Annotated in this window: 14 protein-coding genes and 1 pseudogene; 8 read left to right on the forward strand and 7 right to left on the reverse strand. The window is 69.2% G+C overall.

Annotation, left to right across the window (positions count from 1 at the left end):
* Nucleotides 1-25 precede the first annotated feature (25 nt).
* The 6 genes from ACQP0P_RS05280 to ACQP0P_RS05305 form a co-directional block, all read right to left on the reverse strand.
* Nucleotides 26-667, reverse strand: coding sequence for a DNA alkylation repair protein (locus ACQP0P_RS05280; protein ID WP_433381702.1), 642 nt, complete (start codon nt 665-667; stop codon nt 26-28).
* Between the two features lie 218 nt (nt 668-885).
* A complete protein-coding gene (locus ACQP0P_RS05285) occupies nt 886-1,035 on the reverse strand; it encodes a hypothetical protein (protein ID WP_433371627.1) in 150 nt (49 codons plus the stop codon).
* Between the two features lie 45 nt (nt 1,036-1,080).
* A complete protein-coding gene (locus tag ACQP0P_RS05290; RefSeq protein ID WP_433371630.1) occupies nt 1,081-2,019 on the reverse strand; it encodes an NAD-dependent epimerase/dehydratase family protein in 939 nt (312 codons plus the stop codon).
* 149 nt (nt 2,020-2,168) lie between these two features.
* On the reverse strand, nt 2,169-3,215 hold the full coding sequence (locus tag ACQP0P_RS05295) for a 2-oxoacid:ferredoxin oxidoreductase subunit beta (RefSeq protein ID WP_433371633.1): 1,047 nt from the start codon (nt 3,213-3,215) through the stop codon (nt 2,169-2,171).
* Nucleotides 3,216-3,225: 10 nt separating this feature from the next.
* Nucleotides 3,226-5,079, reverse strand: coding sequence for a 2-oxoacid:acceptor oxidoreductase subunit alpha (locus tag ACQP0P_RS05300; RefSeq protein WP_433371636.1), 1,854 nt, complete (start codon nt 5,077-5,079; stop codon nt 3,226-3,228).
* A gap of 377 nt (nt 5,080-5,456) precedes the next feature.
* Entirely contained in the window at nt 5,457-6,896 is a 1,440-nt protein-coding gene (locus tag ACQP0P_RS05305; RefSeq protein WP_433371639.1) for a polysaccharide deacetylase family protein, read from the reverse strand.
* 216 nt (nt 6,897-7,112) lie between these two features.
* Between ACQP0P_RS05305 and ACQP0P_RS05310 the strand changes: the two genes are divergently transcribed.
* From ACQP0P_RS05310 to ACQP0P_RS05330, 5 genes are all read left to right on the forward strand, one after another.
* The gene (locus ACQP0P_RS05310; RefSeq protein WP_350918219.1) at nt 7,113-7,484 is read left to right on the forward strand and encodes an NADH-quinone oxidoreductase subunit A; all 372 of its coding nucleotides are present in this window, start codon (nt 7,113-7,115) and stop codon (nt 7,482-7,484) included.
* A gap of 43 nt (nt 7,485-7,527) precedes the next feature.
* The gene (locus ACQP0P_RS05315; RefSeq protein ID WP_433371643.1) at nt 7,528-8,025 is read left to right on the forward strand and encodes an NADH-quinone oxidoreductase subunit B; all 498 of its coding nucleotides are present in this window, start codon (nt 7,528-7,530) and stop codon (nt 8,023-8,025) included.
* On the forward strand, nt 8,018-8,560 hold the full coding sequence (locus ACQP0P_RS05320; protein ID WP_433371646.1) for an NADH-quinone oxidoreductase subunit C: 543 nt from the start codon (nt 8,018-8,020) through the stop codon (nt 8,558-8,560). Before ACQP0P_RS05315 ends, ACQP0P_RS05320 begins: the two co-directional genes overlap by 8 nt.
* Before the next feature lie 51 nt (nt 8,561-8,611).
* Entirely contained in the window at nt 8,612-9,568 is a 957-nt protein-coding gene (nuoH, locus tag ACQP0P_RS05325; protein WP_433371649.1) for an NADH-quinone oxidoreductase subunit NuoH, read from the forward strand.
* Nucleotides 9,569-9,693: 125 nt separating this feature from the next.
* Nucleotides 9,694-10,632 carry a hypothetical protein gene (locus tag ACQP0P_RS05330; RefSeq protein WP_433371652.1) on the forward strand — a complete coding sequence of 313 codons (939 nt, stop codon included), beginning with the start codon at nt 9,694-9,696 and terminating at the stop codon, nt 10,630-10,632.
* A 113-nt stretch (nt 10,633-10,745) separates the two neighbouring features.
* On the opposite strand, the gene ACQP0P_RS05335 is transcribed toward ACQP0P_RS05330, so the two are convergent.
* Nucleotides 10,746-12,164 (reverse strand): protein kinase domain-containing protein, encoded by a 1,419-nt coding sequence (locus ACQP0P_RS05335; RefSeq protein WP_433371655.1) that lies wholly within the window; start codon nt 12,162-12,164, stop codon nt 10,746-10,748.
* Nucleotides 12,165-12,407: 243 nt separating this feature from the next.
* Between ACQP0P_RS05335 and ACQP0P_RS05340 the strand changes: the two genes are divergently transcribed.
* The 3 genes and pseudogenes from ACQP0P_RS05340 to nuoK form a co-directional block, all read left to right on the forward strand.
* A complete protein-coding gene (locus ACQP0P_RS05340) occupies nt 12,408-13,163 on the forward strand; it encodes a 4Fe-4S binding protein (RefSeq protein ID WP_433371658.1) in 756 nt (251 codons plus the stop codon).
* Nucleotides 13,160-13,696 carry an NADH-quinone oxidoreductase subunit J family protein gene (locus tag ACQP0P_RS05345; protein WP_433371661.1) on the forward strand — a complete coding sequence of 179 codons (537 nt, stop codon included), beginning with the start codon at nt 13,160-13,162 and terminating at the stop codon, nt 13,694-13,696. Before ACQP0P_RS05340 ends, ACQP0P_RS05345 begins: the two co-directional genes overlap by 4 nt.
* 2 nt (nt 13,697-13,698) lie before the next feature.
* Nucleotides 13,699-13,980 (forward strand): annotated as a pseudogene (nuoK, locus tag ACQP0P_RS05350) (NADH-quinone oxidoreductase subunit NuoK); the annotation flags it as partial.
* Nucleotides 13,981-14,136 lie beyond the last annotated feature (156 nt).

A 14,136-nucleotide genomic window follows, 5' to 3' on the forward strand; every position in this document is an offset into this window, starting at 1 on the left:
CCGACTCACCAAATGAGTCAACGTCTTATCGTGGCTGTCGGTGCACCATCTCGGTGATCCAGATGGGCGCGAACGGAGATGTGCAGCCCGGGGAAGTCGGGTAGTCCTTGAGCACCTTCAGGCGCTCACCGATGTCGATCGCACGGGCGCGGTGCTCGGCGTGCTCGATCCCGATCTGAGCCAGGCAGTGGTTCATCGCCCACTGCAGGCGATCCGGGGCGTCTTTCATCTCCGCCTCGATGACATCGAGCATTCCTGCGAGGTCGAGACCATCGGGCTTCTTCGCCACGCGTTCGGTGGTCAGCGCCCAGCCGGCACTCGCGACCACCGGATCCGGATCGGCTGACCAGGCCAGGCGCAACTCTTCGGAGTACGGGCTCTTCTTCACCACGTAGTTCACGAGCCAGTCGTGCACCTTGGGGGTGCGCGCCTCGCGCAACATGACGTCCAACTCGTCACGCTCGAACGCCTTCGGGCGGCAGATCAGGATCGCCAGCAGTCTCGCCGCGGTGTCATCCGTCTCCCAGAGCCGGCACGCGAGTTCCTGCTGCGTCTTCAGCCGCTTCGCGAGCGAGCGCAGCTTGCCGAGGTTCACACCGTGATCGTCACCGTGTTTCTCGTTCACCTCGCGTATTTTCGGGTCCTCAAGCTCGGCCAGCTCGGCCATCACCTCGGCCACCATCGTCTCGGCCACCTCAGCCTTCTGTCCATCATGTGCGAAATTCAGCCTACGGCGGAAGCCGGCCCCCTGTCGTACCGGAATCGAGGGCGCGAAGTCCTCCACCGACTTCGCGGGCTTCCACTTCTCGGGCGGAAGGGAGTCGTCCCGGATGACCGCTCCCTGATCGAGAAGGAACCGCCGCGTCGGCTTACCCTGGCACCTGTCTAGCCTGGCAGCTCGATGAAGGCGTACCAGGCCATGATCACTGTCCACCCGATGGAGATGGCGAGGGAGACGAAGAGCGAGCGGTCGGCCGCCGACTCCGCCTCGTTCTCGATCCACGCTGTCGCGGGGTTCTTCGGCAGGTAACGCACCTTCCCCGTCAGCGGCCCGGCCGGTTGCCGAGCCAGAAGTACCGGTCAGTCGTGTTCGCGGGCGAACCAGGCGACGGTCCGCCGTAGCCCCTCCTCAAGACCGACGGTGGGCCGCCAGCCGAGGGTCGCGGCGGCGGGGGCCGGGTCGGCGATCCTGGCGCTGTCCAGCGGGCGGTCGGTGAGCGCGCCGTAGCGGGGGACGGCCCGGCCGCCGACGATCTCAGAGAGCAGGTCCACGGTGTCGCGGATCGAGGTGCCTTTCCCCGTGCCGATGTCGAAGGCCCGGCCCGCCGCGTCCGGGGTCTCGCCTGCGGCGAGGAAGGCGTCGACCACGTCGTCGACGTACACCCAGTCGAGTTCGCGTGTCCCGCTGCCCAGCTCGGGTTCCTGGCCGCGCAGCAGGGACAACGCCAGGTAGGGGACCAGTTTGCGGGTGTCCTGGCGGCCTGGTCCGTAGACCATGCCGATCCGCAGGTTGCTGACCTGGACGTCCCACAGGTGGTGGAACATCCGCGCGTAGCCGTCCGCGGCCCACTTGGAGGCCGCGTAGGGTGAGGACGGCGCCCTGCCGCCCTCCTCCGGCCGGAGTTCCTCCAGCGAGCCCGCCAGCACCACCCGGGTCTCCGGGGCGCCGGCGACCGCGGTGAGCAGGTTGACCACGCCGGTGAGGTTGCTGTGCAGCATCGGCAGCACCAGCCGGGGGTCCCTGGCCCCGGCGACCTCGCTGGCCAGGTGGAACACGACCTCCGGGCGGACGGAGGCGATGAGCTTCTGCACCGCGCCCTCGTCGGCGACATCGGCGACGTGCCAGGTCTCGCCGTCCGTGCTCTCCCTGACCCGGCGGCCGACCGCGTGCACCCGCGCGCCGAGTGCGCCCAGACGTCGCACCAGGTGGGCCCCGATGAAGCCGCTCGCCCCCGTCACCAGCACCCGTCTCCCACGCCAGTGATCCTCTGCTCCGTGCACGGGGGCCGGGCTTCGCATGTGAGATCTCCCTGTTCGAGCGAGGTTCTCGGGGAAGGACCGGATAATTCATACCTCGTGACACCGGATATCGGCAGGCGATACCGAGAATCCGGGGAAAAGTGATGAGGCCCGCTCCGTAGAGCGGGCCTCATCACGTGGTATGGGTGTCAGCCGATGCGCCAGGTGTCCCCGCCGAGCAGCAGGTCGTTCAGCTCGCCGGGACCCCGCGCGTCGACGGCCTCCTGGAGTTGCTCGGCCATGAGCTCGTCGTAGGAGGGGCGGGCGACGCTGCGGAAGACGCCGATCGGGACGTGCTCGAAGGCGGGCTCGTCCAGCCGGGAGAGCGCGAAGGCCAGCGAGGGGTCGGCGCGGTGGGCGTCGTGCACGAGGATCTCGTCCTCGCTCACCGACGACCTCGGGACGACCTCGATACCGCCGTCGGCCGCCCGGCGCACCGCCTTGGAGGCCGAGGCGATGGGCTGTCCGTGCTCCAGGCGGAGCGTGATGTCGTCCCGCCGCTCCGGGTCCTTGAGCTGCTCGAAGGCGTTGTCGTTGAAGATGTTGCAGTTCTGGTAGATCTCGACCAGCGAGGTGCCCCGGTGCTCGGCGGCCTCGCGCAGCACCGACTGCAGGTGCTTGCGGTCGGAGTCGATGGTCCTGGCCACGAAGGAGGCCTCGGCGCCGATGGCCAGCGAGATCGGGTTGAACGGCTTGTCCAGCGAGCCCATCGGGGTGGACTTCGTGATCTTGCCGACCTCGGAGGTCGGGGAGTACTGCCCCTTGGTGAGACCGTAGATCCTGTTGTTGAACAGCAGGATGTTCAGGTTGACGTTGCGGCGCAGCGCGTGGATGAGGTGGTTGCCGCCGATGGACAGCGAGTCGCCGTCACCGGTGATCACCCAGACCGACAGATCGGGACGCGAGGCGGCCAGGCCGGTCGCGATCGCCGGGGCGCGGCCGTGGATCGAGTGGAACCCGTAGGTGTCCATGTAGTACGGGAACCGTGAGGAGCAGCCGATGCCCGAGACGAACACCATGTTCTCGCGCTTGAGGCCGAGCTCGGGCACGAACGACTGGACCGCGGCCAGGATGGCGTAGTCACCGCATCCGGGGCACCAGCGGACCTCCTGGTCGGTCTTGAAGTCCTTCATGCCGAGCTTGACCTCGGACTTCGGGACCAGCGAAAGCCCCCCGCCGGTTCCGGGGACGGACAATTCGGTACCACTACTCACTGTCGATCACGTCCTGGATCACGCCGGCAAGTTCTTCGGCCTTGAACGGAAGTCCACGCACTCGGTTGTAGCTGATGATGTCGACCAGGAAGCGGGCGCGGAGCAGCAGCGCGAGCTGGCCGAGGTTGATCTCCGGCAGCAGCACCTTGTCGTAGGCGCGCAGGACCTCGCCGGTGTTGGCGGGCAGCGGGTTGACGTGTCGCAGGTGGGCCTGGGCGACCTTGCCGCCGGCCTTCCTGATGCGCCGCACGGCCGCCGCGATCGGCCCGTAGGTGGACCCCCAGCCGAGCACCAGCACGCGGGCGTCGCCGTCGGGATCGTCCACCTCAAGCGCCGGGATGTCGTGGGCGATCCCGTCGATCTTGGCCTGGCGGATCCTGACCATCCGGTCGTGGTTGTCGGGATCGTAGGAGATGTTCCCGGTGCCCTCGGCCTTCTCGATGCCGCCGATCCGGTGCTCCAGGCCGGCGGTGCCGGGAATTGCCCAGGGGCGGGCGAGGGTCTCGGGGTCGCGCTTGAACGGCAGGAAGGTCGTGCCGTCCTCGGCGTTCGGCCCGGAGGCGAACTCGGTGGAGATGTCGGGCAGATCGGCGGCGTCGGGCACCTTCCACGGCTCGGAGCCGTTGGCGAGGTAGCCGTCCGACAGCAGCATGACCGGGGTGCGGTACTTCACCGCGATCCTGGCCGCCTCCACCGCCGCGTCGAAGCAGTCGGAGGGGGTGGCGGGGGCGATGATCGGCAGCGGCGACTCGCCGTTGCGGCCGTACATGGCCATCAGCAGGTCGGTCTGCTCGGTCTTGGTGGGCATGCCGGTGCTGGGACCCGCGCGCTGCACGTCGACCACGATGAGCGGCAGCTCGGTGGTCACCGCGAGGCCGACGGTCTCGGCCTTCAGCGCGACACCGGGCCCGGAGGTCGTCGTGACGCCCAGGGCGCCGCCGAAGGAGGCGCCGAGCGCCGCGCCGACGCCCGCGATCTCGTCCTCGGCCTGGAAGGTGCGGATGCCGAACCGCTTGTGCTTGGAGAGTTCGTGCAGGATGTCGCTGGCCGGGGTGATCGGGTAGGACCCGAGGAAGAGCGGCAGCCTCGACTGCACCGAGGCGGCGATCAGGCCGTAGGCGAGCGCCTGGTTGCCGGAGATGTTGCGGTACACGCCGGGGGCCAGCTTGGCCGGCTTGACCTCGTAGGAGACCGAGAAGGACTCGGTGGTCTCGCCGTAGTTCCAGCCCGCCTGGAAGGCGGCGATGTTGGCCTTGGCGATGTCGGGCTTCTTGGCGAACTTGGTCTCCAGGAACTGGATCGTCGCCTCGGTGGGCCGGTGGTAGAGCCAGCTCAGCAGCCCGAGGGCGAACATGTTCTTGGACCGCTCGGCGTCCTTCTTGGACAGCGCGAAGCCTTCGAGGGCCTTGACCGTCAGCGAGGTCAGCGGCACCGAGTGGACCCGCCACGCGGCGAGCGAGTCGTCTTCGAGCGGGCTGACGGCGTAGCCCACCTTCTGCAGGTTGCGCTTGGTGAACTCGTCGGTGTTGGCGATGATGTCGGCGCCGCGCGGCAGGTCCGAGAGGTTCGCCTTCAGCGCGGCGGGGTTCATCGCGACCAGGACGTTGGGCGCGTCACCCGGGGTGAGGATGTCGTGGTCGGCGAAGTGGAGCTGGAAACTCGACACGCCCGGCAGGGTGCCTGCGGGGGCGCGGATCTCAGCGGGGAAGTTGGGGAGTGTCGACAGGTCGTTGCCGAACTCAGCCGTTCCGGCGGTGAAGCGGTCACCGGTCAGCTGCATACCGTCGCCGGAGTCCCCGGCAAAACGGATGATCACGCGTTCGAGTTGCTGAACCTGCTTGGTCACAGCTCAGTCCTCCTCGACGCGACAGGGCGCCGTTGCTCGTGGCACATTCTTTTTTCCATGCTAGATCCTCGGGGGTCACGCGTAGTCTTTTCGCGTTCCACTCGGCGGAGGAGGGCGACCCGTGTCGCGCATCCTCTGCGGCCGCTGAGTCGAAACCTGGGGCGCGGATGTCGCGTTGTGCGGCCGGATCACGGCCTACGTGGAGGTCACGATCGCGGACGGCCGTCCCGACACAGCCCCGCCGCGAGCCGGCACAGGTCGACATGCAGGCGGGCGAAGAGGACAGTTGAGGTCACGCTGCCCAACTATATGTCCCGCCGCGGCCGCGGTCTCATCGCCCCAGGCTATGGCCCCATAGCTCCAGGCTATGACATCGGCTACCGGTCCGGCGCCGTCGAAACGCCCCCGGAGTCGTAGGTCCGGCCGGGCACCATCTCGCGCGAGCCATACAGCTCGGGGACGGTGACAAAGGTATAGCCCGCCGCGGAGAGCCGGCGCAGGATTTCCGGGGCCGCGTCGACCGTCGCGGGGTGGGAGTCGTGCAGGAGGACGATCGCTCCGGGCTCGACCCGGGCGACGGTCCGGCCGGCGATCGCCCGGGGGTCGGGGTCCCAGCGGTCCTCGGGGTCCACGTTCCAGCGCACCACGGCCATGTTCAGGCGGCCCGCGACGGAGGCCACCTGAGCGTCGCTGACGCCGTACGGCGGGCGCATCAGGGTGGGGGCCTGGCCGATGATCTGGGCGATCGCGTGCTGCGCGCGGGTGAGCTGGTCGGCGATCCTGGTGGGGGGCAGCATGGTGAGATCGCGGTGGGACCAGGTGTGGTTGGCCACCAGATGCCCCTCGTCGCGCATCCGCCTGAGCAGGTCGGGCCGGGCGGAGGCGTTGGAACCGAGGGTGAAGAAGGTCGCCCTCGCCCCCTGGGCGTGGAGGATGTCGAGCAGCCGCGCGGTCTCGGGGCCCGGCCCGTCGCTGTAGGTCAGCGCCACGCACTTGAGCTTCGCGCAGTCCACACTGCCCGCCTTGGAACTGCGCGCCGGGGGCTTGTCGGTGTTCGCGGCCTTGATCTCCTCCCACGACGTGGGGGCCGGAACCTTCTTCGCCTGCACGGCCGCGCGCTGTGCCCGCAGCCCGATCTCCGACAGCAGCGGCGCCGCGGTCGCGGACGGTACGGCGACCGCCACCCGGCCGGCGACCCCCAGCCCCACCTGCTCGTCGTCGAACTCCACGACAAGGTCGCCACGCGGGTTGAAACCGAGGGAGTCGAACATCTCCCGGTCCGACCTGAGCGCGTTCGGGGTCACCAGCGGTCCCCGCAGCGCCAGCTCGCTCCTGACGATCCCGGCCAGCGTGACCAGCGCGGGACGGTCGGTGAGCAGGTCGGCGGAGTCGAGGACGCGCTGTTTCACCCGGTCGTACCAGACGGTGGTGCGCGCCTCGCTCCAGCCCGACTCCATGGAGTGACCGATGCGCAGCCGTACCCCCAGGACCTCGGGGGACGCGGCGGCGAGCTGCCAGTCCACGTTGAACTCGGGCTTGGTCAGGGCGTCGGCGGGGGCGCGGTGCCGGGTGAACCCGTCGAGCTCCTCGCTTACGGTCCTGCGGAGCTTCTCGGTGAGGCGGGGGGCACCGGGGACGACCGGATAGACGGCGTGCACGTGCCGGCTCCCCGTCTCTCCGGAGAACAGGATCCGGGTGCTCAGGCCCTGGACCACGGAGGGGTCCACATAGTCGATCAATGTGGGCTCCGAGGGCACGGGGGCCTTCTCGGAGGAGGGGGTGATGGCTGCGCCGCAGCCGGCGATCGTCACGGCCATCAAGGCAATTCCTCCGACGAATCGCAGGTTGGGCATGAAGTCACCCTAGGTGCGGTAATAGTGCATTTACCCTGATTTGAGGTTAAGCGCACGGAGGCTTTAGCGACCTTGGGCACGTGGGCTTCGCCGCATGACGGGAAGGGCGGATACTGCTATAGGTAGGGCGTACGGCAGATCGGGACGAAGCCATGCGGCAGGCCCCGAAGAGGAGAGGCCATGAGCGGATATTTCGGCTCTTATGTGGTGGTCCTCGCGCTGTTCGCGATCGGCCTGCTGATCGTCGCCGGGGCGCTGCTCGTCAACCGGGCGCTCCGCCCCAACCGCCCCACCGCCGAGAAGCTGCTCACCTACGAGTGCGGCGTCGACCCGGTCGGCGACGGCTGGGCCCAGTCCCAGGTCCGTTACTACGTGTTCACCTACCTGTATGTGATCTTCGCGGTTGACGCGGTCTTCCTCTTCCCCTGGGCGACGATCTTCGCCGAGCCGGGCTTCGGGACGACCACCCTGGCCGAGATGTTCGTCTTCCTCGGCTTCATCGCGCTCGGCATCCTGTACGCCTGGCGCAAGCGTGTGCTCACCTGGACCTGAACCGGGCGAGCGCGAGCACCGACCCTGAAGGAGAATGCGTGCCATGGCAGATCTCCCGATGCCCACGGTGGGCCCGGCCACACGGCTCGCCCCCAAACCCATGCGCTTCATCCTCAACTGGGGGCGTCGCTACTCGCTGTGGGCGTTCAACTTCGGCCTGGCCTGCTGCGCCATCGAGTTCATCGCGACCTCGATGAGCAGGCACGACTTCATCAGGTTCGGGGTCATCCCGTTCGCCAACGGTCCCCGGCAGGCGGATCTGATGATCGTCTCGGGCACGGTGACCGACAAGATGGCCCCCGCGGTCAAGCGGCTCTACGAGCAGATGCCCGAGCCCAAGTACGTGATCTCCTTCGGTGCCTGCTCCAACTCCGGCGGTCCCTACTGGGACTCCTACTGCGTGACCAAGGGCGTCGACCAGATCATCCCGGTGGACGTCTACGTCCCCGGCTGCCCTCCCCGCCCCGAGGCGCTGCTCCACGGCATCATGATGCTCCAGGAGAAGATCGCCGCCGAGAACCTGGGTGACCGCTATGCCTGACCTGCACGCCTTCACCCACGGCGAGGGTGCCCGGGTGTCGGAGTCCTTCGGCTACCGGACCGTCGACGTGGACGCCGACGACTGGATCGCCCTGCTGGAATCCGCCAGATCCCAGGGGTACGAGTTCTTCGACTGGCTGACCGCGGTGGACGAGCCGCCGGAGGCCTTCGCGGTCGTCGCACACCTGTTCGCCCCCGCCTCCCACGCCCACCTGCTGCTGCGCACCAGGGTGGCGCGCGAGGACCCCCGGCTGCCCAGCGCGGTCGGCGTGTTCCGCGGAGCCGACTGGCACGAGCGCGAGACCTTCGAGATGTTCGGCGTCGTCTTCGAGGGCCACCCGAACCTCGTCCCGCTGCTGCTCCCCGAGGGCTTCGAGGGGTTCCCGCTGCGCAAGGACTTCGTACTGGCCGCCAGGGTCGCCAAGGCGTGGCCGGGAGCCAAGGAACCCGGCGAGTCCGGCCACGGCTCGCCGAGCCGCCGCAAGACGCTCCCGCCGGGGGTGCCCGCCGACTGGGGGCGTGAGCGTGGCGGCTGAGACATTCCGGCGACCCGGCAGGCTTCTCCCCCCGAAGGACCGGAGGTAGGCATGATCGCCGAGGTGCTCGACGTCGCGGTCCGGCTGGTCGTGATCGTCGCGGTCTTCCTGGTGCTGCCGCTGGTTGCCGGGCAGATGGAGCACAAGGTCATGGCGCACATGCAGGCGCGCCTCGGCCCCATGTACGCCGGAGGCTTCCACGGCTGGGCGCAGCTGATCGCCGACGGGGTCAAGTTCATGCAGAAGGAGCAGGTGATCCCGGCCGCCGCCGACCGCAGGGTCTTCACCCTGGCCCCCGGCGTGGCGTTGGTCCCCTATCTCCTGGTGATGGTCGTCATCCCGGTCGGGCCGGGGCTGGTCGGGGTCGACCTGGACGCCGGGCTGTTCTTCGTCCTCGCCGTGATGGGGGTCGGCGTGCTCGGCTCGATCATGGCCGGTTGGTCGTCGGGCAACAAGTACTCGGTCCTGGGCGGAGTGCGCTCGGCGGCCCAGCTCATGTCGTACGAGCTGCCGCTGGTCCTCGCGGCCTCCAGCGTCGCGATGGCGGCGGGCACGCTCTCCCTGCCGGGCATCGTGGCAGCCTGGCAGTGGTGGTGGCTGCCCTGGCAGGCGATCGGCGGCGTGGTCTTCTTCGTCGCGGGACTCGCCGAGCTCCGGCGCCCGCCGTTCGACATGCCGATCGCCGACTCCGAGCTCATCATGGGCCCGATGACCGAGTACACGGGCATCAGGTTCGCCCTGTTCATGCTGGCCGAGTACGCGGGGATCATCGTGGTCTCCGCGCTGACCAGCGTGCTGTTCCTGGGCGGCTGGCACGGTCCTCTCCTGCCGGGGCCGGTGTGGATGCTCATCAAGGTCTTCCTGCTGGTCTTCGTGGTCATCTGGCTGAGGGTGAGCTATCCCAGGCTCCGCGAGGACCAACTGCAGCGGCTCGCCTGGGTCGGCCTGGTGCCGCTGGCGCTGGTCCAGCTCGCGCTGACAGGGGTCGTCAGGGTTCTCGCCGGGTAACCTCGCACCGCGCGCCCGCACCGGTTTCCCGCTCGGCCCACCGTACGGATGATCTGACGTTCGAAGCGCTCACCCTGGGCAGGGAGCAGTGCACCCTGCGACATCACTTGCCAAGGACGGAACGGATGACCCTCGCGCTTGCCGTGGAAAACGACGAACTGGTCGTCGAGGTGCCAGAACACCCATCGGTGCGGCTGCCGCTCGCCGGTGCGAGCCGGGCGAGCAGGTTGCTGATCTTCGGCTATCCCGGCAGGGGCAGGACGAGATACGGCCTGGCGGTGCTCGACGAGTCCGGCCTGGTCATGCTGGAGGCTCCGGGGTCCCGGTCGAGGAAGGCGGTGGAGGCGTTCGCCGCGGGCAACGGGCTGGAGTTCGAGTTCCGGGCGTTCGACACCCCGCAGCAGGCCAGGGTCGCGCTGGCCCGCAGGTCGCCGAGATGGCGCGCGGTGACCTGGCGCAGGGCGCCCGCGCCCCTGCCGCGCCTGCGCGTGCCCGGTGCCAGAAGCCTCAGGCCGCCGCTGGGCTCGCCGAAGGTGTGGTGGCGCGAGCAGTTGCTGTACGTGCTCATGTGGGCGGTGCTCGGCTACGGGGTGATCTTCGTGGCGCTCGTGTTCCTCAACCTGACCGACACCCGCGCCGATGTCACCCGGGGGATGGGCCCGCTCGCGGTCGCCGCCCTGGTGCTGGCCGGGCTGACGGTCGTCGGGGCCGTCGTGGTGATCGGAGTCGGCCGCCGCAGGTCCCGTGACCGGACCGCCCAGGGGCGCGTGCTCAGGCGCGGGGGCCAGCCGCACTGCCGCCTGGTGGTCGTCCACGGTCGTCTGCTGCTGGAGACCGCGCGCAGGACCCGCGAGCTGGACGCCTCCGAGCTGCTGCTCTACTCGGCGGAGTCCGGCGTGACCGGCCTGCTGGTGGGCGGGGGGCTGTTCCACCTGCCGGGGCGTTGGAACGCGGGGGACGTCGAGCGCTTCGCCGTGGGTAACGGCCTGGAGTTCCAGGCTCGCTCGCTGACCCAGGAGGAATACCTGGACCTGACGGCGGGGGCGAAGGACGCGGTCCCCTGAGGTACCGGCCAGGATCTTCGCCCGGTGGGGCGGGTCGTCCCTGCCGGAGAGACGGGTACTGACGGTGGGATCCTGGTCGCGTGATTTTTGCGCGGGATCCCTGCGGGGGATCCTTACTGCACGATCCGCAGCATGATGTCGGAGGCCGTGGGCCGGTTGCGGGGCTGCTTGTCCAGGCAGGCCGCGGCCAGCGGGCGCAGTGACCGGGGCAGGGCCGTCAGGTCCGGCTGGTGGTTGATCACCCGGTTCAGGATCGCGGGGATGGTGTCCTCACCGAAGGCCACCCGGCCGGAAGCGGCGAAGATCATGGTCGAGGCCCAGCTGAACACGTCGGTCTCCGGGCCGATCGTCTCGCCCGCGAGCTGCTCGGGCGACATGTAGGCGGGGGTGCCCATGATGTTGCCCGACGTCGCGGTGACCTGGTCGAGGGCTCGGGCGATGCCGAAGTCGATCACGCGGGGTCCGTCGGTGCCGATCAGCACGTTGGCCGGCTTGAAATCCCGGTGCACCACGCCGGCCCGGTGGATCGCGGCCAGCGCGCCCGCCGTGGCCAGGGCCAGCCGGGTCAGCCCGTCCTCGTCGCGCGGACCCTTGTCGCGGACCAGCTGCTCCAGGGAGACGCCTTCCACGTACTCGCTGACGACGTACGCCTGGTCCTCGTTGATGTTCACGTCCAGCACCCGGGCCGTGGAGAAGGTCGCCACCCTGCGCGTCGCCTCCACCTCCCGCAGGAATCGCTCCCTGACCACCTGGTTGCCGTTGAAGTGCTCGTGCAGCACCTTGATCGCGACCTTCTGCCCCTGTGGGGTGAGCGCGAGGTGAACCGTTCCCTGACCGCCCTTCCCCAGGCTGCCGATCAGGCGGTAGGGCCCCAGCCAGCCCTGGGGGGCCGGGGTGTTCTGAGGGCTTTGGGGGTTCTGGCCCGGTACGGCGTGGGTGGGCGGGCCCTGCGCGAACTGGCCCTGCGTGAACTGGCCCTGCGTGAACTGGCCCTGTGCGCTGTGGTTCTGCACGTACTGGGGCGGCCGGTCGTCACGCTGATGATGCTGTGCCTGCTGGTATCCGCCGTGCTGCGCGGGCCCCGGGTGCCGCTGCGCGGGCGGGTGCTGGACCGAGGCCACCGTGGGGCCGGTCTGGTGGGGCGGACGTCCGTACTCCAATGGCGGTCCCGGGCGGAACTCCTGGAACGGCCGCTGCCGGAACACCTCACCCCTGAGGATCAGCGCGTGGCCCAGCCCGCCGAGCCAGCTGCCGAACAGGCCGATCATTCCGATGGTGTCCAGCCAGACCGGGATGAGATCGGAGTCCCCGTAGATCCAGGCGGCGATCACGAAGATGCCGATGCCGAGGCCGTAGAGGGCGGCGGCGAGGGCCAGCAACGGGCTCCGCAGCCGGCGTGCGGCGTGTCCGATGACGAACGGCGTGCCGACACCACAGGTCAACAGGGGCACCAGCGCCCACACCACGCTCCACGCCGTATTGGATCGTGCCGGTGGTTGCGGCTGCCAGGCCGGACCGTACTGGTGGGACATGTGCCGAACAATACGATTTTTTCAGGATCTCCGCAGTCCTTCTCCGTCGACCCGGCGGTTGAGGGGCGGTTATCGAACACACAGTCTGTGGATAACTTCTGTGGATAACGCGAGTTCCCCTGCCGTGACGGTCTGGAGGGCCCACCGCATTCCCGAGCGCCCCGCTGTGCGTCATGATGTTGAGTTGTGGCACGGATACCAGGAGTGGGGTTGGTGAAGGGACTCTCCGTCACCCTTCGCCACATGCTGAGCAGATCGGTGACTCAGCAGTACCCCGAAGTCCGGCCGGATCTGCCCCCGAGGAGCAGGGGGGTGATCGCGCTGGTCGAGGAGAACTGCACGGTGTGCATGCTCTGCGCCCGTGAGTGCCCCGACTGGTGCATCTACATCGACTCCCACAAGGAGACCATCCCCGCCCCGGAGGGGGGCCGTCCCCGCGCCCGCAACATGCTCGACCGGTTCGCGATCGACTTCTCCCTCTGTATGTACTGCGGGATCTGCATCGAGGTCTGCCCGTTCGACGCGCTGTTCTGGTCTCCGGAGTTCGAGTACGCCGAGGGCGACATCCGCAACCTCCTCCACGAGAAGGACAAGCTGGCCGCCTGGGCCCAGACCGTCCCGCCGCCCCCGGCCCACGAGCCGGGCGCCGAGCCGCCGAAGGAACTGGCGGCCACCTCCCGCCCGGTCCGCCCCCGTCCCGCGCCGGCTCCCCAGGCTGCCGCGACTCCCGCGCCCGAGGCCCCGGGAGTTCCCGAGGAGCCGCCCGCGCGACGTGTTCCGCCACCCGGCAGACCGGCCAGGACAGGCCCCTCGGCGGGACACGCGAGCGTCCGGGCCATCCGGCCGCCGGGTGCCCTCCCCAAGAAGGACACTCCGTCCACAGGCGAGTCGTCCGCCGGGGAGTTATCCACAGGTAGGGATGACGTTCCTCCGAAGGCGGCCCCGCCGGAGCAGACTTCTGCCACCAATCCGAGTGGAGAGCCCGAGGAGGAGACGTGACCGAGGCGCCGTCCTATCTGTCGCCGACCGGGCAGGAGATCGTCTTCCTGCTGCTGGGCGCGGTGGCCGTCGGGTCGGCGCTGCTTACCGTGACCACCAGGCAACTCGTCCACGCCGCCCTGTGGCTGGTGGTCTGCTTCGGTGCGCTGGCCGGGTGCTACCTGGTCCTCACCGCCGAGTTCGTCGCCTGGGTCCAGGTGCTGATCTACGTCGGCGCGATCGTCGTCCTGCTGCTGTTCGGCATCATGCTCACCCGCGCCCCGATCGGCAGGAGCGCCGACCTCGACAGTCCGAACCGGCCGACCGCCGTGATCGTGGCGATCGCCACCGCGGCCGTGCTGGTCACCGTCGTCGTCGACGGCTTCCGGATGGCCTACGTCCCGCTTGAGCCCGGCGGCGGTTCGGCCGGGGAACTCGGCGCGAGCATCTTCCGCAACTGGGTGCTCCCGTTCGAAGTGCTCTCGGTCCTGCTGCTGGCGGCACTGATCGGCGCCATCGTCCTGTCCCGCACCGACATTCGCGGGAGGGACTGAAGGTGCACGTCGTCTACCCCCTGGTCGTCTCGGCACTGCTCTTCTCCATCGGCGTGTACGGCGTGCTCGCCCGGCGCAACACGATCCTGGTGCTGATGTCCGTCGAGCTCATGCTCAACGCCGTCAACCTCAACCTGGTCGTCTTCGACGTCTGGTTGCGCGACCGGCTGCACAGCGGGCAGGTGCTCACCCTGTTCGTCATCGTGATCGCCGCCGCCGAGGTCGGCCTCGGTCTCGCGATCGTTCTCGCGCTCTACCGCAACCGCCGGACCATCGACCTCGATCGCCTCCGCGCCCTGTCCGAGACCACCGACCCCGGGGCCACGGACTCCGGCCCCGATGGCGTCCAGCTCACCGAGGCCGGTGCCCACTCCCCACCCCGGTCCCAGAGCCCGGAGCAGCCCCCGGACGAGACCCGGAGCCTGCCCCAGGGCCACACC

It is taken from the genome of Streptosporangium sp. CA-115845 (assembly GCF_050943795.1).
GTDB lineage: Bacteria > Actinomycetota > Actinomycetes > Streptosporangiales > Streptosporangiaceae > Streptosporangium.

Coding starts and splice junctions, on each gene's coding strand:
- ACQP0P_RS05315 (WP_433371643.1), top strand. CDS start 7,528: ATGGCAGATCTCCCGATGCCCACGGTGGGCCCGGCCACACGGCTCGCC.
- ACQP0P_RS05290 (WP_433371630.1), bottom strand. CDS start 2,019: ATGCGAAGCCCGGCCCCCGTGCACGGAGCAGAGGATCACTGGCGTGGG.
- ACQP0P_RS05330 (WP_433371652.1), top strand. CDS start 9,694: ATGACCCTCGCGCTTGCCGTGGAAAACGACGAACTGGTCGTCGAGGTG.
- ACQP0P_RS05310 (WP_350918219.1), top strand. CDS start 7,113: ATGAGCGGATATTTCGGCTCTTATGTGGTGGTCCTCGCGCTGTTCGCG.
- ACQP0P_RS05280 (WP_433381702.1), bottom strand. CDS start 667: ATGGCCGAGCTGGCCGAGCTTGAGGACCCGAAAATACGCGAGGTGAAC.
- ACQP0P_RS05340 (WP_433371658.1), top strand. CDS start 12,408: ATGCTGAGCAGATCGGTGACTCAGCAGTACCCCGAAGTCCGGCCGGAT.
- ACQP0P_RS05335 (WP_433371655.1), bottom strand. CDS start 12,164: ATGTCCCACCAGTACGGTCCGGCCTGGCAGCCGCAACCACCGGCACGA.
- ACQP0P_RS05320 (WP_433371646.1), top strand. CDS start 8,018: ATGCCTGACCTGCACGCCTTCACCCACGGCGAGGGTGCCCGGGTGTCG.
- ACQP0P_RS05305 (WP_433371639.1), bottom strand. CDS start 6,896: ATGGCCGTGACGATCGCCGGCTGCGGCGCAGCCATCACCCCCTCCTCC.
- nuoH (WP_433371649.1), top strand. CDS start 8,612: ATGATCGCCGAGGTGCTCGACGTCGCGGTCCGGCTGGTCGTGATCGTC.